Source organism: Rhodococcus sp. LW-XY12 (assembly GCF_019317345.1).
In the GTDB taxonomy this organism is placed as follows: Bacteria; Actinomycetota; Actinomycetes; order Mycobacteriales; family Mycobacteriaceae; genus Rhodococcus; species Rhodococcus pyridinivorans.
On record NZ_CP079229.1, the window covers coordinates 1 to 22,739 of the forward strand.

The following is a 22,739-nucleotide window of genomic DNA, read 5'->3' on the forward strand; positions in this document are numbered from 1 at the left end:
GAATCCTGATCGGATATGCCCGATGCAGCACCGCGGGCCAAGATCTGCGAGCCCAACGCACGGCCCTCAAACGCCTCGGAGCCCGCGACGACCGGATCTACACCGACAAGGGCTACACCGTCGCCGACGCCCACACCTACGCCGTCCGCAGCTAGAGTCACGGCGTCGAAGGGGCCGCGACTGCTCGAACCCGGTGATCCCCCAGGTCACCGAGTTCGGGCCGAGGCCCCGCGAGGGATCTTCGGACCGAGAGTTGGGCAGTAGCGGCCCCCCGGACTCGCTGGACGGGACTGTAGCGCATCCACCAGACACCACCGACCATGATCACGAAGGGTGGGACTTCGGTGTTGTTGGGCCACCTCCGCCGCGCCGCCTCTACGGGCCACCGAGCGGGCTCCGGTCCCATCCCCGACCCGGTCATTCGAGGGCAAGCCGGCGCGCAGCGGTGGCGCGGCAGCACCAGATTCAGAGGCCGGCCGATCCGAGTCCGCGCACGAGGACGTGCGTGCCGCTCGCGGACGCCGCAGAACCGCGGCCAGGACGAACAGTGATGCGATCGCCGCAAACCGAGACCTGGGCCGGGTGAGCCAGCCGCAAGAAACCACGCCGCCAACAATGCGTCGAGCACCGCCAAGAGCAGACAGGTACCGAATCCCGCACGACCGAGCAGCATCTTCTGTACACCCCCATCACTCCCCCATCCTGTGGCAGTGTCCAGCACCTCGATGCCGGGCACGGGCCACCTTCGGTGTCCACCGAAACGAGCGTCGCTGACGCGCCGCCCTGCACAACAACCCCGAGAAGGTGCCCTTCTGGCCATCCGATTTTGACCTGCGGTCCGCTTCGCACAACCCCCGGCGCTGCGCGGCCTGGTGGCCCGGAAAACTCTTTCCCCCGCTTCGCTCCTCGAAAGATTTTTCCGTCCGGGGGTTGCACTCCCGCGGCCCTGTGCAGGTCGTCATCTCCTTGCCAGAAGGGCACCAAGAACAGGCGGGCCGAGCAGGTCCGCCCCGACACTGAGGAGGCGGCTCATGACCGAGCCCATCAAGATTGACAACACCGGCGAGATGATCGCTGCCATCCCCGCCATGCTGGGCTTCGTGCCGTCGCAGTCGGTCGTGCTGGTCTTCCTCGCGGGCAACCGGCTGTCCCACATCGCCCGGATGGACTTCGGCGAGATGGACCATCCGCTCGTCACCGCCACGATCAACCGCTCCAATGACACCGAGAGCGTGTACGTCATCGTGGTCGCCGAAAGCCGCACCTTCCACGAGGTGCTCGACGAGTCCGAGCGGGTGATCGCCATGCTGCTCGGCGCCGGAGCCGATGTGTGGGGCAGCTTCTACACCCCGAGCATCCGCGGCAGCGAGACCTGGACCGACATGCGTGGGCTGTTCGAGACCGGCACGGTCCCCGACCCCGCCACCACCGAGGTGGGCGCCGCGACCGTACTCAACGGCCGCACCATCGCCCGCGACCGCTCCGAGCTCACCGCCCGCGACCGCTCCGAGCTCACCGCCCGCTACCGCCGCAAGGACTCAGTGACCGTCACCGATCGCCGACGCGCCCGCGCCGCGAAAGAGACGATGGGAGAGGAGTTCGCGAGCAGCATCATCCGCGAGCTGGCCGAGCTGGTAAGCACCCGCACCACCCCCGACTCCGCTCTCGCCGCACGAGTCGGACTGCTGCTCACCACCGACATCCACGCCCGTGACGCCATCTTGGGACTGGCGGTGATCGACCCGAACGTCGCCTCCGAAACGATGGAAGCGATCGCCAGCAAGCTGCGCACCCGCGAGCGTGTGGCAGCGTTGACCGTCGCCGGGTTCTTCGCCTACGTGAACTTCCAGGGACCGGCCGCCGGAAGCGCGTTCACCGCCGCCCGAGAGGAAGCGACCCAGCACCCGCTGTGCGACACCCGGATGCTCGGACTGCTCGAGCAAGCCCTCACCGCAGGGCTGTACCCGACAATGATTCGCAAGCTCGCAGGCACCGGAGTCCGTATCGCCCGCGAGAAGTTCCGCGTCGAGCTCCCCGCGCCCAGCGGCGACTGGATCTGACAGCACAACACGGGCGAGGCCCCCGGAATCCCTAGTTCCGGGGGCCTCGCCCGTTGCGCTGGAGCGTCGGTCAGGCATCGAGCCTGACCGACGCTAGCGCACGTCCTACAGCGCACAGCATAACCACGCGCACGCCGTCAGAGACCGTCGCGCTCCGCATCGTCGGGGAACACGAAATCGACCGCCGACGGTTGCGACCGGGACACACTCTCACCGCTCACGATCGCTTTGAGCTCGCTCTCACTCGGACGGATGTCGTGCTTGATCGCGTCGTACAACTGCTTTTCTACGTGTGACCGTTCCACCATGTTGACCCTCCTGCCGGCCTGGAGTCTGCTCCTGCGCGTCGGGATGCGGAGGTCGGGTCACTGGTTCCGACCCGTATCTGTGTTCTACAGGCTGCTCGCGCGTTTCTGCGCACGAGCCAAGCTTCCTGTCACGCGCGGATCGTCGATGTTCTCCGCGCGACTGATTCTCTTCTTTAGTCGGCTACCTCGACGAAACTTGGAGGTCCAAGGCGACCAGGCTGCTGCGCTCAGTTCGATTGCCGCCTCCTGGACAAGATCGGCCAACCGACGATCGATCCCTGCATCCTCCTCGTCCCCGCCGCCTGCCTCCCAGTTTTCGTTGCTCTCCCACCAAGCGGTGTAGGCGAAAATCGTGTATTGCTCGACAACCCGCTGCGGAATTTGGGAGACCAAGGCGGCAGCTTCCAGTTCACGGATGCTCTCGCGGAACCCTGGACCGATTGTGGTCGTACTCGCCCACCGCACGGTCTCGGTCTGCGCCAAGTGCTTCAGCACCTCGCTTCTCAGCTGGCGACGTTGCTGTGCGCCGATGAGGTACTGGCCGATAAACGAGCCAATGCCCAGTGCACTGATGACAGAAGCGATAGCGGGTATGTCCACCACGAAATCGTAGTAGTGCTGCGGAAAAGATGAGGTCGCACCCATGCAGCACTGCTGATCGCCTCAGAACAAGGTGCCTTGACAATCACCCGGATTGGTCTTGGCATGGAACAACGCAGCTTCGTCGTAGCCGTTGCGCAGTGCTTCACGGATAGCGACAGATCGCTCGTAGCGTGAGCGCCCTTGACCGTCGAGCAACGCATGACCAGAAAGTCTTCCCTGGGCGATCGCGTAACGCACGTTCTCACTGTGCGTGGACTCCACGAGGTGTCCCGTCCCGACGCGCACGCACAGTGGCTCGTTGCACTTGTGCTCGCACACCACATCCGGTGTCAGAGGCCCGTGCACCAGCTCCACCGAGAAACGATGCGCAAGCATCGTGCGTTGCCGGTTCTCACATTGGAAGTTGAACCGCCCGTACCCGTCGGGCGCACTGATCGCGCCGACCCAGTACCAACACGTCGGGGACTTGACGACCTTCGACCAGAACGCCGCGATGTTCGCCTTCGACGGCCGCAACGAGTTGTCCACCACCCGGACCCGCCGCGGCCGTTCCTCCGACTCCTCAGCAACGAACTCGACGTCGAGATCCGGGAACCCGATGTCGAGCGCGGGTTCCACATCGTCAGTCATGACCGCAGCATCACGACGCCGCAGGCACCGTCTGCTGATCGTCGGACGACGGTGCATCCGACCCGGCGACATCGGCGGCACCGAGATCCGCCTTGGCTTGCAGGATGAGCGTCTTCGCCTCGCGGGTGCTCACGCCGAGCAACGGTGCCAGCTCCGACGCCGAGGCACTGCGACTGAACGTCACGATCGCTTCCGCGTACTCGCGCAGCAGCGACGATTCCTGCTCGCGCTCTTGCGGAGTCAACGTCTCCGTGCTGGCTTTCATCTCCCGCTGGATCTCGGCGATCTTCGCCGCGTATTCCTCTTGGATCTTCTTGATGCGACGATCCCGGGTCTGCTCAAGCCGCTCGATCTTCTTCAGCCGAGCCTGTGCCCGCGAGGCGACCGCTGCTTCGAGCTTGGACAGCTTGTCCGTCGCTTCATGGATGGGGCCGGCCAACGCTTCCAGTTCCGCCTGACGAGCGAGCAGTCGCTCCCGCTGACGGCGGGCGTTTTCCCGAACGTTCGGCGTCGTGTGCGGACGAAGTGAGCGGCGAGATGCCGATTGCGAAGTCGAGGCCATAGGCCGGAAGTGTAACGGCTCGCGCCCGTCGCGGGGAGGCCGACGACCGGAACCGAAGACACTCGACTGTCGTCCAGATCCGGTCACCCCACCGACCAACCATGACGCTCATGCGCCTAACACACGCAGCTCCGCTGCTCTGACAGGACCATCGAGGTCCTGTCAGACCTTGGATCGAACTCCGTTCGCCCCAAGAATCTCTACACACCTCATGCACTAAAGGTGCGACATGGCATAATCGGCGCCGTGATGACCGTCCACAAGCTCAACGCTGGGGACGGCTATGTCTATCTCACCAAGCACGTCGCCAAGGGCGACGCCACCGAGTCCCGCAAGCCCGATGCGGTCGACTACTACGTCGCCAAGGGCACCCCGCCCGGCGTGTGGTGCGGGAAACTGGCCGAGAAGGTCGGTGTCGAGGTCGGCACCGAAGTCACCGAATCCGCGATGCGGTCGGTGTTCGGTGCTGCGCGTACTCCGACTGCGTTGGACACCAAGCCCGGACCCGAAGCCTCGGTCGAAGAGCACCTGAACTGGTCCCAGAGCACCGCCCTCGGACGGGCGTTTTCGTGGTTTCAGAACAGTCAGGAGTACGTCCACGACGTCGAGGAACTGTGCACCGCCTACAAGGCCCAGCACGGTGAGTACCCCGACACTCAGACCAAGAGGGACATCCAGTTCGCCACCGCCCGCAAGCACCTGAGCCGCGAAAGTGCTGAGCAGGCCGGGCTGCTCAGCGATGAAAGTGTGTGGAAGTTCATCACCGAGCAGTACAGCAAGACGCGGCAGCCGGTGGCCGGCTACGACCTGGTGTTCACCCCGATGAAGTCCATCTCGTTGCTGTGGGGCCTGGGCGACGATCAGGTCAAGGCCGCAGTTGAAGAAGCCCACAAGCAGGCCGTGGACGAAGCGCTGGAGTGGATCGAAGATCACGTGATCTACACCCGCCGCGGCAAGGGCGGGGAGCGCAAGGTCAAGGCCGAAGGGCTGTTGATCGCCCGGTTCGATCACTTCGACAATCGCGCTGCGGACCCGAACCTGCACACCCACAGCGCCGTGCTCAATCGTGTCTATGCCGAAGGCCGATGGACCACCATCGACGGGTCCATTCTCTACAAGGCGAACGTGTCGGCGTCGGAGAAGTACAACACCCGCGTGGCCGATCTGGTGGCCCGCAAGCTCGGTGTCACCTTCGCTCCGAGGCCGGATATGCCGGTCGGCAAGCAACCGGTCTACGAGGTCGAAGGCATCCCGTTGTCGCTCATCGAGGAGTTCTCCCGCCGCGCCGCCATCGAGGCACGCCAGGAAGAGCTGGCCCGCGACTACAAGACTCGCTACGGCAAGAATCCCCCGAAGAAGGTGCAGTACGCCCAGGCGCAACAGGCCACCTTGGACACCCGCAACGCGAAGAACCCCCCACGTTCACTAGCCGAGTTACGGGCCGAATGGCGCGAGCGCGCCGAAGCGATTCTCGCCGGGAACAATCCCGCAGAACTGGTCGACGCTGTCCGCGGGGAACGTGACCGCCGTCCGGTGTTGACTCCCGAGCAGGTGCCGGCTCTCGTCGACGAGGTCGTCGACACGCTCTCGCACAAGGTCGGTTCGTGGACGGTGTTCTCGGTGACCGCCGAGATCGAAAGGCGCCTGCGAGAGTTCAGTTTCGCCGACGACGAGCAGCTACGCGCCATCCACGATGATGCACTCGAACTCGCACTGCGCGACTACTGCCTGCCCATCGACATCGAGGAATACCACCTGCCCGAGCGGATCAGCGACCGCGTCGAACGCGGACGCCGGCGCAGTCTGCTGGTCGATCGCGCGCAGATGCGCTACACCGCTCAATCGGTTCTCGACGCCGAGGACTTCATGCGTCAGCAGGCCCAGATGGACGACGAGCACACTGTGGAAGACCGGATCATTCGCCGCAAGATCCGCGCCGTCGAGGAGGCGAACGGCCACGAGCTCGGTGCCGATCAGCTCGCGATGATCACCCACTTCCTCACCGCCGGCAAACGGGTCGCCGTGGCGGTCGGTGCGGCCGGTGCCGGCAAGACCACCGCCGCGACGGTGATCGCCCGGGCCTGGGAAGCGGTCAACGGAAACGTCATCGCCCTGGGGCCGTCGGCCCGTGCCGCCGAAGTGCTCGGTGAGGAAATTTCGGTGCAGGGCCGCACCATTGCCGACGTGCTCACCCGCCACCGCGTCGGCATCGCAACCGGCATCGGCAAGGGTGATCTGTTGCTGGTGGACGAGGCGGGCATGGCCTCGGCCCGCGACCTGGCCGACCTGACCCGCATCGCCACCGAAGCCGGGGCGGTGGTGCGGTTGCTGGGCGATCCACAGCAGCTCGCCTCCGTCGAAGCCGGTGGCGTTCTGCGCGATCTGGCCGATCGCACCAACGCCCCGTTCCTGCGCAAGGTCCACCGTTTCGCCACCGACGGTGAGGCCGAGGCGAGCCTGCACTTGCGCAAGGGTGATGTGACGGTGCTCGAGTGGTACGAGCAGAACGATCGCATCCGGCAGGGCATGGCACACGAGCTGGCCGATCTGGTCTTCGACGCCTACGTCGCCGACGTCGAGGCCGGGCAGGTCGCGTTGATGGTCGCCCCCACCAACGATCTGGTGCGCGAGCTCAACGAGAAAGCCGCCGCCTACTACCGCACAGGCGGCACCGTCACCGGACCCGGCATCGTCCTGGCCGACGGTCTCGAGGCCGCTGTCGGGGATGTGGTGGTCACCCGGAAGAACAATTCGAAGTATGTCGTCGAGGACTCCGACGGCAACACCTCGGGCCGGGTGAAGAACGGCGACCTGTGGACCGTCGCTGCCATCGGCGACGACGGATCGCTGCGGCTGCGCAACAACATCAGCGGCGGTCAGGTCACCGTCGCCGCCGACTACATCACCGACAACGTGCAACTCGGCTACGCGACCACCGTGCACCGCTCGCAGGGCATGACGGTGGGAAGTTGCCATGTGCTCGCCGGGGCGAACATGGATCGCCAGTCGTTGTACGTCGCGCTCACCCGCGGCAAGCACGCCAATATCGTCTACGCTGCCAACGACGAGCTGCCCGACTGGGACTTCGAACATCGCCCGGATGAGCATCCCGGCGCGATCGGTCTGCTCGCGAAGATCATCGCCCGCGACGGTTCCCAGCGCACCGTGCACCAGATGATCGAGGACGAACAGCGCAAGGCCGCGTCCTGGTCGAAGATCGTCGATATCTACATGCTGGCCGTCGGGGAGCTGTACGAGGACTACACCGAACAGCTCCTGGGCCGGATTCTCACCGACGAGCAGTTCGGCTGGGTGCACAGCCTCGGCGGGTGGGATCAGATCGTCACCTACGTCGCCCAATCGGAAACCTTCGGCTGGGACACCGAGACTCTGCTGCGCGAGGCCGCCGCCGTGATGAGCTCCGAAGGCAGAGCCGGCCGGATCGACACCGAGACCAACTCCCCCGGCCAGGTCATCGCCCGCGCCCTGAAGAACCGCATCGACAACTCCGACGGAGCGCAACTGCCACGCCGCCGCACCGACGCGGTAGCCGCCTACCGCGTGCCAGCACTGACCGACGCCGCGGCCGCAACCGATCCCATCCTCGCCGCCTACGCCCGCTCGTGCGAGCAGCAGATGCACGCGTTCATCGACTCCTACACCACCACCGCCCTCGAATGCAGCGCGCCGTGGATCACCGCCATCGGCCAGCGGGGAACCGACCCTCGGCGGGTGCGGCTGTGGGAGTCCACGGTGCGGGAAATCGCGGTCTCGCGGGTGCTCGCCGACGCCCCCGCCGACGAGACCGATCCGATGGCGCACATCCGGCAGGCACGCCAGGGTGCGGTCGAGACGAACATCGAGCGGTTGCGCCGACCCGAGGACACCCGCGGCGAGGTGGCCGGACCCTACGCCCGCTACAGCGACGCCGAGCTGGTGTCCGCGCAAGGTGTCAGCCGGGGACGGCTCACCGAAGATGCGATGCTGCTGTCGCTGGCCCGCGACGAACTCGAGCGGGCACGAGGGGAGATGTCCGCCCTCTCGGGCGTGGAGCGGTCCCTCGCACAGGTCGAAATCGACGAACGCAACATCGCGGTGGTGCGTGCTGCCCGCACCCGACTCGATGCCCTGACCCGGTCCCCGCACGTGACCGAACACCAGATCGCCGCTGCCCGCGCCGCTGTGACCGCCGCCGAACAGGCAGCGCCGCCCGAGCGACGCTGGGCGGTGATCGAACGCGGTGCACAGCACTACCGCGCCGCCGAAGCCGCCAAGGCCCGCGCCCGCGCCACCGACGATCAGACCATCGGGCGGATCACCGACCGCATCACCCGACTCGAGGAATCGATCGCCGCCGAACGCACCATCCTCGGCCAGATCGACGCCGAACTCGCCCGACGCAAGGCCGGCGGACCCGACTACACCACCGGCACGTCGACGCGACAGACACGCACCGATTCGGGGGCGAACGTCCAGTTCGGTCTCGACCCCCTCGACCACGACACCGGACCGGAACGGGACCTGTAGGCCCGGACGCGGCGACCCCCGCCCCCGATGGCACAAGGAGAAGGACTATGGCGGACAACGACCAGAAGCGGCGGTTCCTGCGCAATCGGGGACGAGCAGCTCACCCCACCGAGGCGGCGAGTGCACCGAACTCGCCCGACGGGCCCTCGGCCGGTGCCCAGGCGAGACCGCAACCCCGACCGGCCAGGGCGCAAGCCAGCCAGGACGTGACCGACCTCGTCGGCTTTCTTCGCCAAGTCGACGGCCGCCGCGCTCAAGGGCATCCGGCCCCGGCACCGAAGAACCGAACCGAGGTTCTCGGCGCATTCCGGGGACAGCCCGCCGAGCAGACCACGGTCCAGATTCTGGCAGCAGCAGCAACAGCCCGGCATGTGGGCGCGCAGGCACAGATCACCCGCAAATGGGAGCAGCTCGCGCAGGAGAATGCGGCACGACTGGACGCACTGCGAGCACAGCAGTACCGGCAAGAGCAGCAGCGATATGTGCAGGTGCAGATGCCCCCGGACGAGATCGCCCGCCGCCTCGCCGAGCGGCAGGCCACCGACCGGGACGCCGACAACCGCGTCTTCGACGCCGCCGCCGCCGTCGCATTGACCTACGTCGCCGCCCGAAGTGTGCCGTCGTTCGACAAGCTCGCCGAACTGTCCGAACAGCACCTCGCAGTGGCCGAACCCACCGAGAAAGTCCCGGCAGCGGTGACCGAACCCCTCGCCCCCACCACCGACGAACACACCGCCGACTCCGACACCGTAGAGATGAACGTCGACAAGTCCGAGACCAACCCGGACGCGTCCAGCGACCGTGCCCCGCAGCCCGACCCGGCCGACGCAGTCGAAGAAGAAAACGAAGCGGATGTGTCCGACCAGCTCGAACGGATCGCAGAGACGGCACCGACGAGCAGTGGTGACCTGGGCAAGATCGGAGCTGCCCTCGAGTCCGCCGGCCGGGGTCTGGCCGCCGCAGTCGGCCCGGTCAACGGTGACGACGAGGTCGCTCCTCCCCTGTCACCCGTCAACCTGAACCAGCTCAGTCAGGAACTACTCGATGCGGTCGGTGCTGCGATGAGCAGTCATCCCCGGTCGGTGACCGAGATGCTCAACATCGAACGCACGCCCGACCACACCAACGAGGCCGCGTTCGTCCCTGACACCGGCGTCGAACACAGTCACGAAGCAACGCTCGGGTACTGACCGAAGACAGCACTGTGGGGACCACCGGACGGTGGCCCCCACAGGTGTCTTTCGATCAGCTGGAGTAGGTGTACAGCACGCAGATCGTGGCAGCGAGGACGAACACGCCGGTGCCCAGAGCACACAGCGCCATTGCGAGGGCCGTCAGCCAGTATTGGGCGGCTTTTTCCTTGAAGCCGCTGAACCACATCACCCCAGCAAGGCCGAAGACGGACACCAGTACCGCGCCCACCGCTACCACGGTGGCCCACCGCCCGTATCCCACGGCTTGCGCCACCAGGTCGGTGGTGTCGCCTGCCGGGACGTAATCCCACAGGACCACCAGGTCCCGGTCGAGATAGAACCAGCCGGCCACCACGATGAACACCAGGGTCGGGGCCGCGTACCGGACCCACCACCACCGGCTGCGAGGTGCATAGCGGGACAGTGCATCGAATGCTCTGCCCTGCACGTGAAGGGCGGGCACTCGAGGATCACGCTCGCGTAGTTCCTCGATCGCGGCCGCAGCCTGATAGAACGCCAGCTCCCGTTGATCGTCGCTCAACGACACTTCCCACTCGTCGAGCCATCGCTGCTGTTCGTCACGGATCATCTGACGCCACTGGTCACCGGCCGGTGTCAGATCCGGCTTGGGCAAAGTCAGTTTCATGCCATTTCTTCCCATGTCTCGTCCCGGACCGTCCCGGCCCAGGGTCGTCGTGTCGTCGCTCGGATTACTGCTGTCTCTTAGCTGTGCTCGCTGATGATCTGTGTCTCCCGTTGTTCGGCTCGGGCGCTCGAACCATCCACGAACCGGCCTGTTCGTCTACGAACCATCGACGCGATCGCGTCGAGCACCAGGGTCGCCACCAGCGGAGCAACGATTACGCTGACGAACACCGTCGGGGGGACGGTGCGGAATATCAGGGTCTGACTTAGGTCCGGAATCATGGACACGCCTCCCAGCCCGATCAGCCCGCACACGATCGAAAGCGTCGTCGGGGCGAGCTGTCGATCACGGATGTAGTGTTCGCCGACGGTTTCCTGACACCGGACTACGCGCAGGGCAACGACCCCAAGCTTCACCAGCAGGACGGTCGGTGCGAGCAGCAGGACTGCCCCCAGCATGAAACCGATGACGGGGTACGCCGGTGGTCCGGGCGGCGGGAGGACAGGGTCGATGGGCACAAGGGCGGGCGCGACGGTCTGGAGGATCAATCGCTGTCTCCTAGTTGTATTGGTCGAGGATTTCGTCAAGAACGTTGGACGGAACCGGGTCGGCAGGCAGGGCGGGCCAGCCCATGAAGCTGCGGTCGGCTTTGGCGTTGGCCATCGGTCCGGTGTCGCCGTCGAGGATGACCTTCAGATGCGGCTCGAGGTGCTGAATCCACCACGCGGACACCGCGGACATCGAATCCGACGCTCGTGCTTCCTCCCATGCCTGGTGTAGCGCGGTCAGTCGGGCCACGACCTCCGGGTATGCCCACCACCTCGCATCCCAGGACAGGCCGCCGTCGTTGTCACTGATCCGCCGGCGGATCACCGGCAGGAAGAAACCGTTCACCCAGTCGATGACATTCGCGTACTTCGGCTCTTTCTTCTCCTGCGGTTCCGGAGTGGAGCCGACTACTGCGGCCTGTTCCGGGTTCCACTCGTCGGCGGTGCCGTCTCCGGACTCGTTGCCGGTGTCCCAGCGATCATCGGTCGTGCGGGGCAGATTCACCATGTTCATTCCTTCGACATGAACTCGGACGTAAACAGGGCAGTGGTGCGGGAGGACTCCACGACAGGCGCGTCCACGACGCGTGGTTGCTGCGGACCCTCACTGCCTAGGCGATCGGACTCCCCCATCGGCAGCGCTTTTTGTTGGGCAGGGCCGAGCTGCTTGCTGTCCTTCGTCGACTGACGGATCGCCTCGGCGAACGGCGAGTTCCCCCAGAACGCCTTGCGGACCAGGATCGGGGTGGAGCCACCGATCGTCACCAGCGCCCGGGTTTTCGGCAGCGCCCGCAAGTCCCGCTTTTCGAAGATGGTTTCCTTCTGCCAGCTGCTCGACACACTCGCCTGACCGCTGGAGAAGAAGCCGGTAGGGCGGCTGCGGGACTCGGTATCGACGTAGTGGGTGCCGACGGCATCGACCAGACCCGACAGGAACGCATCGTCTTCGACATTGCCGCCGTACCAGACGACACTGCACGCATCGACCATGGACTTGAAGGCTTCGCGGCCCCAGACCTTTTCTCCCTGGGAGGGGGACTGGAAGAAGGTGATGAGGATGATGCCGCGGCCACCGAAGTGCGAGTACCAGCGGGGCAGGTCCTCGATCTTGCAGATATTGGCGGCCTCGTCGAGCACCGCAGTGAACGGGATCGGCATCCGTTCCGATTCCTGCTGCTCGGAGTATTCCTCGGCGCAGGTGAGGATCTGCCCGACCAGGGCACTGGAGATCGCCGAGGATGAACCAGGACCGTCTTTGGACAGCGCATACATCGTGTCGGTGCGGGTGACGAACTCGGCGGAGATGAACTCCGGTAGGTCGTGGACGTGCTCCCCTTCTGTGACGGTGACCCTGCCGGACTGATCAGTGCCGATGACGACCCGGCGGTTCGGCAGAACCGCTTCGGCATAGCGAGGCTCGTCCAACGGGGACAAGAAGCGCCGGGCCATGTCGTAGAAGCCGTCACGCTGCTTGGCGTTGACGGCCTGCTTACCGCGCATCGTGCGGGCCAGCTCCGGGTAGCCGTACTGCTCGAGCACGGCCGGGGGAATCTGCGACTGGGTGTTGGTCAGCCACTCGACCACATGCCGGATGTCTCCGCCGGCCAGGGCGGCGGCGAGCATGTAGGAGGCGAACAGATCGCGGGCGTTGCCGTCGAAGTAGGCATCGACACGGGCACCGGCGTCGGTGGCAGCGGAGATGAAGTAGCCGCATACCGCCGCGGCAGAAGGCAGGTCGGTGACGGTGCGCAGCGGGTTGAACCAGAAGCTCGCACGTTCTTGTCGGTTGCCGGTAGACACGCCTTGCAGGTCGAATACCCATACCCGTCCTGTTTCGCGGCGGATACCGACGGTGTGCGAGTACACATCGCCGCGGTTCGAGGCCACCAGCGCCGCTCCGGGGGCGTGGCAGATCGCGGGAATAGCGAACGAGGCGGACTTGCCCATGCGGGCGCCGGCGAAGGCGATCGCTACGAATTCCCAGGTCATGCGCAGGGTGCGATCCCCGACCACGGTGTGTCCGAGGGGGATGCCGAGGTAGCCGGGATGGGTCTGCGAGATGGCGGGGGCGAGCCGGTCGGTGGAGGCGGCGAGGTATTTCGGGTCGGCCTCGTCGACTTCTCGCGGATCGACCATCGTGCGGGCGAGGGCGTCGATGCGTTTTTCGAACTGCTTGCCCCGGACCGTGTCGATGACCCCGAACCGGCGCAGCGCGCACCATCCGGCCCCGGCGAGAGCGGCGAGCAGGACCAGTTCGAGGACCAGGATGATCGTCGCGCCGGACGGCCAGCTCGTCGATCCGAACCCCAGGGCGAAGAACAAGCCGAGCGGATTCCAGGTGGGATCTTGGCCCCCACCGGTGTTGTAGGCGATCGTCGGCAGATAGGCCGCCACCACGAGGGCGGGGAACGCTTTGAGGAACACCTCGTCGGCGGCCGAGGAGCTGCGTGGTCGCTCGCGTCTGGTGTGTGCCATCGTGTGTGCGCCCCCTTCTACTGCTGGAATCGGTAGTCGGTCAGTCGCCAGCCGTCGTCGGTGCGGACGGTGGTGGTGCGCCACAGTTGCGGGGTCAGGCGGGTGCTGCGCCCGCTGGCGTGCAGCACCGTCTGGGTGCAGATCACGTCGATGACCACGGTGCGCATTCCGGCCGGGGCCGCCGGGGTGGTGTCCGAGTGAGCGCAGACCGCAGTGACCGCGTCTTTCGCCGCCGCCCACTGCTGCCAGTCGGCATCGGGCCGGACGTCGGCACGGCTGCCGGATTCGGCGACGGTGAGCAGGTCCCCACCGAGATACGGTGTGGCTCGGATCAGGGCGTCGGCCTTGCTCTCGTCGATCGCGGGCTGCCAGGACAGGATCATCTGCATCGCGGTGATCGCGGTGTCGTCGGCGTCGATCTGCTGGGGTGAGAGCGGTTCGATCACGTGATGGTCGTCGCTGCCCTCATGGACGTGCTGCTCACCTGCGGGGTCGCTGCTGCCGCAGCCCGCCACAGCGACGGCGGCCGCGGTGCATACCGCCGCGGCGGTGACTCGTGTGATCCTCACGGGTTTGCCTTCTTTCACTGGTTGCTCATCGCCCGGTACTGCGGTTCGGAGGCGATGATCTTGTCGGCATAGGGGCGGGTCTGGACCACGTAGTCGGTGTGCCCGGTAGGGAATCCCCCGGAGTTCAGGACGGCGCCTTCGCCGGCGTTGTAGCCGGCCAGATACAGCTCGGTACGCCCATTCGGTGCGCTGACCACCCCGTCGTCGATCCAGCCGTCGATGGTGTCGGCGATGGTGCACATGTAGTGGCCTTGGGCCATGACGGCGTCGCCGATGCTGTTCACATCGACCCGGCCGTCACCGTCGTAGTCGCGGCCGTAGCTCGCCCAGGTGCCCGGCATGAACTGCGCCGGTCCCATCGCTCCGGTCACCGATACCGGAGCGGAGTCTCCGTGGCGGAAGCCGTTCTCGGCGGCGAGCTGGGCGGCGAGCAGCGACGGTGTGATCTGCGGGCAGATCGACCCGGCCCGCTCGATCCACGGAACGAACTCCGGTGGCACGGTGCCGTCGGCGAGGTAGTCGCCCACCCCTTCCCCGGAGATGAGGCAGTCCGCCGCCATCGTGGTGGCGTTGCCGCTGCCCCCGGGCAGCGATCCCCACGACACCACCCTCTCGTCGGTGCCCTGACCGTGGACGCTGATGTGCACGTGGTCGTAGTGGTTCTCGGTTTCGCTGCCGCGGTCTTCCATCAGACTCGGGGCACCGCCGACGGGGTAGTAGGTCTGTCGCCAGATCACGTACTCGACATTGAAGAATTCCGCATTGGCCAGCACGTAATCGGTGATCTCGTCCCCGAGAGCCACCCCGTCACCGGAGCGATAGTTCGCGATCATCGCATCCACAGCCCGACCTTCGGTGTGATCGCTGGCGTAGCCGCCGTCGGCGCGCCACCCGCCGATGCTCGAAATGCGGTCGCCGAAGCGCAGGTGCAGGGCGCGGGCGACCTTCTTGGCATCGACCTGCAAGCCCTGCTCGGAGCCGACCGACGGCGGCAACGGCTGCGCCAGATTCCCTTCCGGCGGGGCGGACGGCACCGCGGTGGGCGGCCCGGCCGGGGTCTGTCCCGGTGCGGGAGCGGAGTCGTAGTACGGCAGCGGGTCCACCGCCGCGGTGCCCCAGCCGCCGGGCCAGACTTCCCAGTGCAGATGCGGACCTGTCGATTCCCCGCGATTGCCCACGGTGGCGATCTGCTGACCGGCGCGGACCTGCTCGCCGACGGCGACGGTGTAGGTGTCGATGTGCCCGTACACGGTGGACACGAGCTGACCGCCGATCACATGATCGAGCACCACCCACTGCCCGAACCCGCTGGCGGGACCGGCACCTCGCACCACCCCGTCGGCCGAGGCGTAGATCGGGGTGCCGATGGCTCCGGCCAGGTCGATGCCCTGATGCTCGGTGCCCCAGCGCGGGCCGAATCCGGAGGTGAAGGTGACGGTGGAGGGATCGACCGGCTTGATGAACGAGCCCGTCGGTGCGAGCTTGTCGCCGGATCCGAGGCCGGAGCCGGGTCCGAGGCAGCTCGTGCCGACGCGGCGGTCTTGTTCGTCCTGGATCCCCATCACGAGGACGAGGAGCAGGAAGAACGGAATGAGTGTGAGCGCCAGGATGAGCGCGATCAGGCCGGTACCCCCCTTGTCGTTCACCGCAGGCTCAGATCCTCGGCGGCGATGCCGTGCTTGCGTGCCAACGCCCGGTTCAGCTCCTGTGCCAGTGCGAGCTCAGCTTCCAACGCGGCGACTTCCTGCGGGGTGCGGCGAGGGCGCCGGCCGGAGCGGTTGACCCAGCCCCGCACCGTCGTCTCCGCGACGTCGAGCTGCGTAGCGGCGGCTCGCGTAGCGGCGGTGAAGCTGACCCCGGCCTGCATGCGCCCCAGGACCGTCTCGATCGCGGCCTCACGGGTGAGGTCATCGACCAGGGTGTACCGGCGACGGCCGCGACGCTCCCGCCGGCTCACGCTGCACGCCCCGTGGCTCGGTCCTCGTCGGCCGCCCGCAGACGGGCATCGGTGTCGTGAATCCCGGAATCCTTTTCTGCCTGGGGCACCCACACCTTGAACGGGGTGCCCGGTGTCGCGCCTTCACCGAGCTTGAGCAGGAAATGTCCGACACCGGCGGCGGTGCGCTTACTGCCCGCCGAGACGGTGCCATCGCCGTCTCCGGTGACCTTGCGGCGTGCTTGGCGCAGCGCCTTCTTCTCCTCCACCGAGGAGGTGCTGTCGTTGGCCCAGCCGGTGACCATCGCCCGCTCAGCGCGAGAGAACTTCATGAACCGGCCGAGCCGGTCGAGTTCGGCCTCGGGGACCGGGCCGATGATGCGGGCGCGGGAGCGTTCGATCATGCCCAGCGCCCCGACTTTTTCGAAGTCGGCGAGCGAGTGGGTGACCATCGTCATCGCCACACCCATCGACCGCTGCAACCGTTGCACCGCATCGAGCCGGGCCACGGCCGAGCTGCCGGTCTGGATCACCTGCCAGACTTCGTCCAAGATGATGTGCGCCGCCAGAGCCTTGGCACCGGGCACCTTGTTGTCGGCCAGGATGTGCGCCGCCTCCACCGCCGCGAACGCTTCGTTCCAGCCGGCGAGAAGCACAGCGGCCCGCATCAACTCGTCGCCGGGCGGGACCGAGGACATGTCCAGGTCCACCATCGGCTTGGTGATATCGATCCGCACGGTGCTGTGCCGATTGAAGGTCTCCCCGAACCGGCCCTTGACCAGCGCGCGCAGCGAGCGCAGCAGCGGCTTGATCTGACCGCGGTATTCGTCGTCGGTGTCGGCCACCGCGTCGTCCCTCAGCTCCTCGGGGCCGGTCGAGATCAGTGCCAGCAGGTCCTCGAGGCGGGCTGCATGGTCGTTGTCGAACCGTGAGCCCGGGGCGTAGAGCAACCGGATCGCTGAGGCGAGCAGGGTTTCCTCGAAGTCCTTCAGGGGGCCGCGGCGGACGATCTCGAGCAGCGCACAGATCATGTTCAGCTGGCGAGCGTGCAGCGCGAACTCGGCCTTCTCCCGTTCGAGGGAACCGGCGGGCAGTTGCTCGATCGCATCGCCGATCGGGCCGCGATCGAGCGGGTTGATCGCGCCGGTGCCGTAGCCGACCTCGCTGACCTGCCCGCCGACCTGCTCGGTAAGCACCCGCAGATCCGGCTTGACGTCACCGGGCACGAGCACCAACGTGCCTCGCGCAATATCGCCGAGGGCGATCCGGCGCAGCAGCGTCGACTTGCCGAAACCGTTGAGCGCGCAGATGAAACACGACGGGGCGGTGATCGCCTTCATCTTCCAGGCGTAGAGCGGATCGAAACCCACGGCCGCGCCGGTGGTCAGATGCCGACCCAGCGGGGTACCCAGCAGCGGGGCCTTCGCCCCGACGATCCACGGGTAGATCCCAGCGACCTGAACCGAGGTGCCCCGGTATTCGACCGGGGGCATCACCGTGGACATCCGGCCCCCACCGGCACCGTCGAATCCGCGGGCGTCGAGATCGGCGAGCGGTCGGTCGAAGCCGTCGGAGGTGATCCGGGTCAACCGCTCGACCGTCGCCCGGCGACTGTACTGGCGATTGACCAGGCTTTTCTTCCATGCCTTCGTGAGCCCGGTTGCGGTGGCGGCCTGCTCTTCGAGACGGGACAACTCGTCGTCCGACAGCAGAGTCTTGGCGATCTTCTCCGCTGTGAGCAGCCGCGACGATCTCGTGGCGTTGCGTGCACTCATGGATGTGCCCTTTGCGTGTCAGTTGCTGAGGAAGCTGGGAATGGTGGTGTGGTCGGGGGCGATGACTCCCACGCCGAGGGAGGCCGCGAACGCGGCGGCCTGCCAGCACCACGAGCGGCGGATCGTCAGCCGGCTCTGGCGCGAGAGGTCCTCGACCAGGGCGTCGATCTTCGGCACATCGGAGCTTCCGGCCGGTTCGGTCACGGTCACCAGCACGCCGAAGCGCACCATCCCGGCACCGCGGGCCTGTTCCATGCGGGCCTGGGCCGTAGCTGCCAGCTCGATCTGCGACTTCGCCGAACCGATCGATCCGTTCTTGAGCGACCCACCGTGCGCTTCGGCCATCGCGTTGCGGTAGTCGCTGTCGGCGATGTCGGTGGCTTCCCCGGCCGAATGCGGGCGGTAGATCACCGAGACCCGCTTGAGCGGCACCGCCTCGTTCGGGGCCAACAGGCGCTGGAGCACCCGTTCGGTCACCGCTCCCTTGGGGGCTTCACGCATCTCCCAGGTCACCGACACCGCACCGTCGTGGACGTATTTGCCGCCATCGGCGCTCTCCAGCGCGGTCCGCGGACCGCAGTCCTCCCAGGTCAACCCCGTGCCCTCGCCGGAGTACACGCCGGCTTCGACATCGACGAGCGAGGCCGGGTCGTAGGAGCGGCGCACGAACGCCATGATGTCGTCGGCATCCATCGGCGAGCAGGGCACACCGGAGCGTGCTGCCGACGCCGTCAGACCGGGCAGACGCCGGCCGAGTTCGACAGACTGCTCGGAAGGGTCCTGTTTGCGTTCGGTGGTCTTGGCCTCGAAGGTGATCGCGATCCTCGCTGCGAGGCGGATACCGCCGGAGGTCAAGCCGGTGGCGAGCTGGTAGGCCGCATCGCGGGCCAGCTGCGGGGCGTCGGCGCGGGTGTTCTGGTGCACCGTCTCGTACAGCTCGATGCCGGTCTCGGGCAGCGTCTCGACGGTGGTGACCACCGCGAGGATGTCCGAGGTCTCACCGGCCCCGGACAAAAACTGTGCCCAGTTGCCGACATAGTGGTCGATCACGTCCTGGTCGACGGCTTCGGCGCCTTGGGGATAGGCGTCGAAGACGACGGTGTAGGCGCCCCGGCTGGGCATGTGGATCATGCCGAAGGTGCGCCCGTCGGAGTCGATGCCTTCGTAGAGCTCGGTCTCGCCGAGCACGCCGGGAAGTCGGTAGGCCCGCCCGGGAACGCGGGAGAACGTGCCCGACGCGTAGGCGTGCTCACCGCGGCGGCGGCCACGCCAGAACTGCAGTCGCATCAGTGCCCTTTCGTAGCCGGAGCGGCCGTCACGGGAGATGACCAGGGGAATGAAGCAGACGATCACCGGGATGGCCAGCAGCAATGCGACCGTCATGCCGAAGAACAGGCCCGCGATGATGACGACAGCTGCGGCGGCGATCCCGGCGATCGAGGTGCCGAAGGTGGCTCCGAGCAGGCCGGTGCTGCGGGGCCGGCGCCAGTTGCCGTAGGTGTTGAATGTCGGCTCGTTGCTCACTGTTCGAAGCCCCCTCGGTTGAACTGGTGGCCGGCCCCTGTCGCCACAGGCGCATCGGAGCCGGAGTGACCGGAACCGCCCGCGCCGGAGCTGCCGGACGCAGCGGCGCCGGGGGTGCCCGAGTCGTTGCCCTGCGGGCCACCGCTGCCGACGGCGGCGCTGCCATCACTGGCGGACGGAGTTCCGTTCTGATTGCCGCCTGCCTGTCCACCCCCGGCACCCCCTGCGGCCCCGAAACCCGACGGGGTAGCCCCACTCGGAGAATTCGAGATGCTCGATGAGGTGGTGCTGGTGGTCGCCGCGCCGGATGCTGCGCCGCTGGCACCGCCGGTGGCGATCATTCCGCCGACCTTCGCGCCGACTGCGGCCGCGCCGGCGGCTGCGGCCAGGCCGCTGCCGCCGCCTCCGAGTGCGCCGACGTTCGGGACGATCAGTCGCATCAGTGCGGGCAGCACCAGCGCCGCAGCGCACAAGGTGATGACCCCGGACAGGGCCATGAACCCGTCGCCGTTCTCGGGGTCGGTGATGGTCGGGGTGGCTTCGAGGAACAGGATCGCCGAGACCCCGATCACGAACGCTCCGACCGGTTTGACCAGCAGGAACGCGATCGTCCAGGCCAGCATCTTCTCGTATGCCTGGCTGCCGACCTTAGTGCCTCCGGCCGCGCCCGCGATCGGCAGCGCCGCTGCCATGAGCACGAGGATGCCGGTGCGCAGCAGCATCAAGAACGCCATCATCAACCCGCCGAGCATGCCGATGATGCCGATCAGGAACAGCAGGCCCACACCGGCCGGACCGGAGTACAGGTAGATCGACACCATCGCTTCGGCCAGGCGGGACGGATCGGAGCCGACCGCACTGTCCATGAACCAGGCCGAAATCTGGTCGGACAGTTCGGTGCCGAGCACGATCAGCGTCGATGCTCCCCCGGCGAGCACCGCCGCACGGGCCATCTGTCTGAGGCCCTCTTCTGAGGTGTCGCGGATCGCGCCGGATCGGGCCAGTGCCAGCCGGCCCCCGAGCAGGATCAGCGACAACGACAGGGCCGCGACCTGGATGTAGAAGGTGTAGTCGTTGACCGTCGCCACGGTCCTCTGGAAGGTGTCTCCGTCCATCTCGGTGCTGGTGATCCACCATCCGAGCGCGAACTTCAAGACCGCAACACCCGCGTTGCCGATCCACAGCGCCGTCTTCTCGACCGCGCCCGCAGCCGCATCATTGATGCCGTCCGCGATCGCCCCTGTTCCGGCATCGACGATGTTGCCGGCTGCATCCGCGCAACTCGGGACGTCTGCGTCTGTGAAGGCATTGAGTGCTCCGCTGGCGGCAGCCGCAAGAGGGTTGGCACAGGCAGCGCCCCCGAGAAGGGTTTCTTCCCAGGCAAACCCAGAATTGTTCTCGCTCTCGCCTGTGGCTTCGGTGCTGTCGAAGTTGCCGCTGGACGAGTCCCCCGGTGGAGCCGTTTCTTGTGCCAGGGCCACGCCCGCTGCGCCGATGCCGACCACTGCGACGGTGCAGAGCACGGCGAGCAGCCGGAACACACCGGCGAGCACGCCGCGGTTCACCACCACTGCTCCCACCCCTCGGAGGACAGCGGCTCGAAATCGCTGCTGAAGGCCGGAGAATCCAGCTGGACAACCCATCCGGTGCCTTCACGCCACACCATCGGAATCTTCGTCACCTGAATCTCGGTCGCTCCGTTGGACCGCTCGACGGTGACACCGAACTTGACCAGCGACAGGTCTGGGTTGAAATTGACCTTGACCATTGGCGCCGCCGAGACCCCCGTGTTGTCGGGCACTCTCACGCCCTCCAGTAGCAGGGTCGGGTCCGACGAGTGACCTGCTTCCGCGACCATCTCGGCGCGGTTGTCTCCACTGAGGAGGTAGGAGAGGTAGTGGGTTGCGGCCAGTGCTGCTCCCTGCGCCGTGCGCGCGAAGCCGGTGGCCACGCCGTTGCCGGTGAACCCGGTAGGACCGTCGGAGGTCGAGAACGGAAGATCCATGTTGCCGTGGATGCGCTCGAGCATCACCCCGCTCGGTGCCTGATCGGCAGGCCGGTTCCCGCTTGCGAGGGTCTCGGACAAGATCACCCCGTTCGGGTCGAGCGGCACGTAGACAACGCGCTCGAACCGGTCGAACACCGGGTCCGGCTCGAACAGACCGCCCTCGACCTGAGCGGTGGCGCCACTGCCGGTGGTCGGATCGAGAGAAACCAGCGGTTCGGCGTCCTCGCCTCGGAAGACCATCACGAGGCTGACCACGACACCGACGACGACGATGACGGCCACGGCCGCCAATCCGATGGTGAGTTTGGTTGCCGACGATGCGCGTTCGTTCTCGGCTTCGAATGAGGGAGTGTTCTTCTCGTTGGTCGAGTCGGTGGTGTTCTGCTCGGTCACTTGCGGGTCTCCTCGAGATCGACCAGCTCCGACGGCACGCCGTCGAGAGCGGTGATGGTGGCGGCGGTCTCGCTGGGCAGGTTCAGCCGCCAGTCGTCGTCGATCCACACCACCTGGGTGGTCGCGGAGGCGAGCGAGTTGTCGGAGAACCGCTGCACGACACCGACGGTGGCTGCGGTGTCGCTGTAGTCGGCGATGGTGTAGCCGACGATGGTCGGCACCATCTCGGGGTCGGTTCCCGACATCTCCACCAGGGCGCGGTGGGCGGCGTACAGGTCGCGGCCTTCGCCGGGTGCGGCTACACCGGCCAGGACCTGGGGCCAGGTGCGGTCGGAGGCGGTGGCCAGCTGCACCGACTGGGTGATCGCCGCCAGCGCCGCTCCCTGTGGGGTGTGGCTGAATCCGGCGAAGGGTTCCCATTCGCCGCCTCGCGGTCCGTCGGTGGTGCCGATCGGCACTTCGATCCCGCCGACGGTGATCCACCGGTTGATCTGCGGTGGATCGGTGATCGACAGCTCGGACTCGGGGGTGTGCGATCCTCCGCAGCTGGTGGCCACCAGCGCCACCGCGACCACTGCTGCTCGCGCCCATCGACGCCTCATCGTTCGTTCTCCTCGTTGCCGGATTGCTGTTGCTGTTGCTGCTGCATCTGTTCGAGCTGCTCGATGACGGTCGGGGAATGGCCGCCTCCGACCTGGTGGGCTTGGGGCCCTTGGGCGGTGGCCAGCAGGATCGTGGCGAGGGTGGCGGCCACGCCGCCGGCGAGGATCGCGCCGATGTTCGCCGCCAGGAACTCCGCGGCGGTGGGGGATTCGAGGCCGGCCCCGTGCTTGTGGTCCCAGGCCAGCCGTCCGCCGACGAAGATCACTTTGGCCACGCACAGGATGAAGACGATCCCGGCCGCGTAGCCCAGGAGAGTCTGGAGACCGTCGAGGACGTCGGGGGGCGGGCTGACCACGCCCTGTGCGAACACCTGCATCGA

General features: G+C 66.8%; 20 protein-coding genes and 1 pseudogene. 4 read left to right on the forward strand and 17 right to left on the reverse strand.

Annotation, left to right across the window (positions count from 1 at the left end):
• Window positions 1–2: 2 nt before the first annotated feature.
• A pseudogene (locus KXC42_RS26610) lies at window positions 3–119 on the forward strand (recombinase family protein); the annotation flags it as partial.
• Between the two features lie 912 nt (window positions 120–1,031).
• Entirely contained in the window at window positions 1,032–2,060 is a 1,029-nt protein-coding gene (locus KXC42_RS26615; RefSeq protein ID WP_219130698.1) for a DUF4192 domain-containing protein, read from the forward strand.
• Between the two features lie 137 nt (window positions 2,061–2,197).
• Here the strand turns inward: KXC42_RS26615 and KXC42_RS26620 are convergent, their stop codons facing one another.
• The 4 genes from KXC42_RS26620 to KXC42_RS26635 form a co-directional block, all read right to left on the reverse strand.
• Entirely contained in the window at window positions 2,198–2,368 is a 171-nt protein-coding gene (locus KXC42_RS26620) for a hypothetical protein (protein WP_019288673.1), read from the reverse strand.
• Window positions 2,369–2,452: 84 nt separating this feature from the next.
• Window positions 2,453–3,013, reverse strand: a complete 561-nt coding sequence (locus tag KXC42_RS26625; RefSeq protein ID WP_019288674.1) for a hypothetical protein — start codon at window positions 3,011–3,013, stop codon at window positions 2,453–2,455.
• An 18-nt stretch (window positions 3,014–3,031) separates the two neighbouring features.
• Window positions 3,032–3,601: an HNH endonuclease gene (locus tag KXC42_RS26630; RefSeq protein ID WP_219130699.1), complete on the reverse strand. Its 570-nt coding sequence runs from the start codon at window positions 3,599–3,601 to the stop codon at window positions 3,032–3,034.
• A 10-nt stretch (window positions 3,602–3,611) separates the two neighbouring features.
• Window positions 3,612–4,163, reverse strand: coding sequence for a hypothetical protein (locus KXC42_RS26635; RefSeq protein ID WP_219130700.1), 552 nt, complete (start codon window positions 4,161–4,163; stop codon window positions 3,612–3,614).
• A 249-nt stretch (window positions 4,164–4,412) separates the two neighbouring features.
• Between KXC42_RS26635 and mobF the strand changes: the two genes are divergently transcribed.
• Complete coding sequence (gene mobF / locus KXC42_RS26640) at window positions 4,413–8,690, forward strand: MobF family relaxase (protein WP_219130721.1); 4,278 nt, start codon at window positions 4,413–4,415, stop codon at window positions 8,688–8,690.
• Window positions 8,691–8,737: 47 nt separating this feature from the next.
• Complete coding sequence (locus KXC42_RS26645) at window positions 8,738–9,880, forward strand: hypothetical protein (protein ID WP_219130701.1); 1,143 nt, start codon at window positions 8,738–8,740, stop codon at window positions 9,878–9,880.
• Window positions 9,881–9,935: 55 nt separating this feature from the next.
• Here KXC42_RS26645 and KXC42_RS26650 read toward each other — a convergent pair whose 3' ends face one another.
• The 13 genes from KXC42_RS26650 to KXC42_RS26710 form a co-directional block, all read right to left on the reverse strand.
• Entirely contained in the window at window positions 9,936–10,529 is a 594-nt protein-coding gene (locus KXC42_RS26650; RefSeq protein ID WP_219130702.1) for a hypothetical protein, read from the reverse strand.
• Between the two features lie 77 nt (window positions 10,530–10,606).
• The gene (locus KXC42_RS26655; protein WP_219130703.1) at window positions 10,607–11,077 is read right to left on the reverse strand and encodes a hypothetical protein; all 471 of its coding nucleotides are present in this window, start codon (window positions 11,075–11,077) and stop codon (window positions 10,607–10,609) included.
• A 10-nt stretch (window positions 11,078–11,087) separates the two neighbouring features.
• A complete protein-coding gene (locus tag KXC42_RS26660; RefSeq protein ID WP_219130704.1) occupies window positions 11,088–11,585 on the reverse strand; it encodes a DUF4913 domain-containing protein in 498 nt (165 codons plus the stop codon).
• A 2-nt stretch (window positions 11,586–11,587) separates the two neighbouring features.
• Window positions 11,588–13,552, reverse strand: coding sequence for a type IV secretory system conjugative DNA transfer family protein (locus KXC42_RS26665; protein WP_219130705.1), 1,965 nt, complete (start codon window positions 13,550–13,552; stop codon window positions 11,588–11,590).
• A 17-nt stretch (window positions 13,553–13,569) separates the two neighbouring features.
• The gene (locus KXC42_RS26670) at window positions 13,570–14,121 is read right to left on the reverse strand and encodes a hypothetical protein (RefSeq protein WP_219130706.1); all 552 of its coding nucleotides are present in this window, start codon (window positions 14,119–14,121) and stop codon (window positions 13,570–13,572) included.
• 14 nt (window positions 14,122–14,135) lie between these two features.
• Window positions 14,136–15,767: a M23 family metallopeptidase gene (locus KXC42_RS26675; RefSeq protein WP_219130707.1), complete on the reverse strand. Its 1,632-nt coding sequence runs from the start codon at window positions 15,765–15,767 to the stop codon at window positions 14,136–14,138.
• The gene (locus KXC42_RS26680; RefSeq protein ID WP_219130708.1) at window positions 15,764–16,078 is read right to left on the reverse strand and encodes a hypothetical protein; all 315 of its coding nucleotides are present in this window, start codon (window positions 16,076–16,078) and stop codon (window positions 15,764–15,766) included. Before KXC42_RS26680 ends, KXC42_RS26675 begins: the two co-directional genes overlap by 4 nt.
• The gene (locus tag KXC42_RS26685) at window positions 16,075–17,832 is read right to left on the reverse strand and encodes an ATP-binding protein (protein ID WP_219130709.1); all 1,758 of its coding nucleotides are present in this window, start codon (window positions 17,830–17,832) and stop codon (window positions 16,075–16,077) included. Before KXC42_RS26685 ends, KXC42_RS26680 begins: the two co-directional genes overlap by 4 nt.
• Before the next feature lie 18 nt (window positions 17,833–17,850).
• A complete protein-coding gene (locus KXC42_RS26690; RefSeq protein WP_219130710.1) occupies window positions 17,851–19,356 on the reverse strand; it encodes an SCO6880 family protein in 1,506 nt (501 codons plus the stop codon).
• Window positions 19,353–20,927, reverse strand: a complete 1,575-nt coding sequence (locus KXC42_RS26695) for a hypothetical protein (RefSeq protein WP_219130722.1) — start codon at window positions 20,925–20,927, stop codon at window positions 19,353–19,355. The genes KXC42_RS26690 and KXC42_RS26695 overlap by 4 nt, the downstream gene beginning before the upstream one ends.
• Complete coding sequence (locus tag KXC42_RS26700; protein ID WP_017681384.1) at window positions 20,918–21,757, reverse strand: hypothetical protein; 840 nt, start codon at window positions 21,755–21,757, stop codon at window positions 20,918–20,920. Before KXC42_RS26700 ends, KXC42_RS26695 begins: the two co-directional genes overlap by 10 nt.
• Complete coding sequence (locus KXC42_RS26705) at window positions 21,754–22,359, reverse strand: hypothetical protein (protein WP_219130711.1); 606 nt, start codon at window positions 22,357–22,359, stop codon at window positions 21,754–21,756. Before KXC42_RS26705 ends, KXC42_RS26700 begins: the two co-directional genes overlap by 4 nt.
• A complete protein-coding gene (locus KXC42_RS26710; RefSeq protein ID WP_219130712.1) occupies window positions 22,356–22,736 on the reverse strand; it encodes a hypothetical protein in 381 nt (126 codons plus the stop codon). Before KXC42_RS26710 ends, KXC42_RS26705 begins: the two co-directional genes overlap by 4 nt.
• Window positions 22,737–22,739 lie beyond the last annotated feature (3 nt).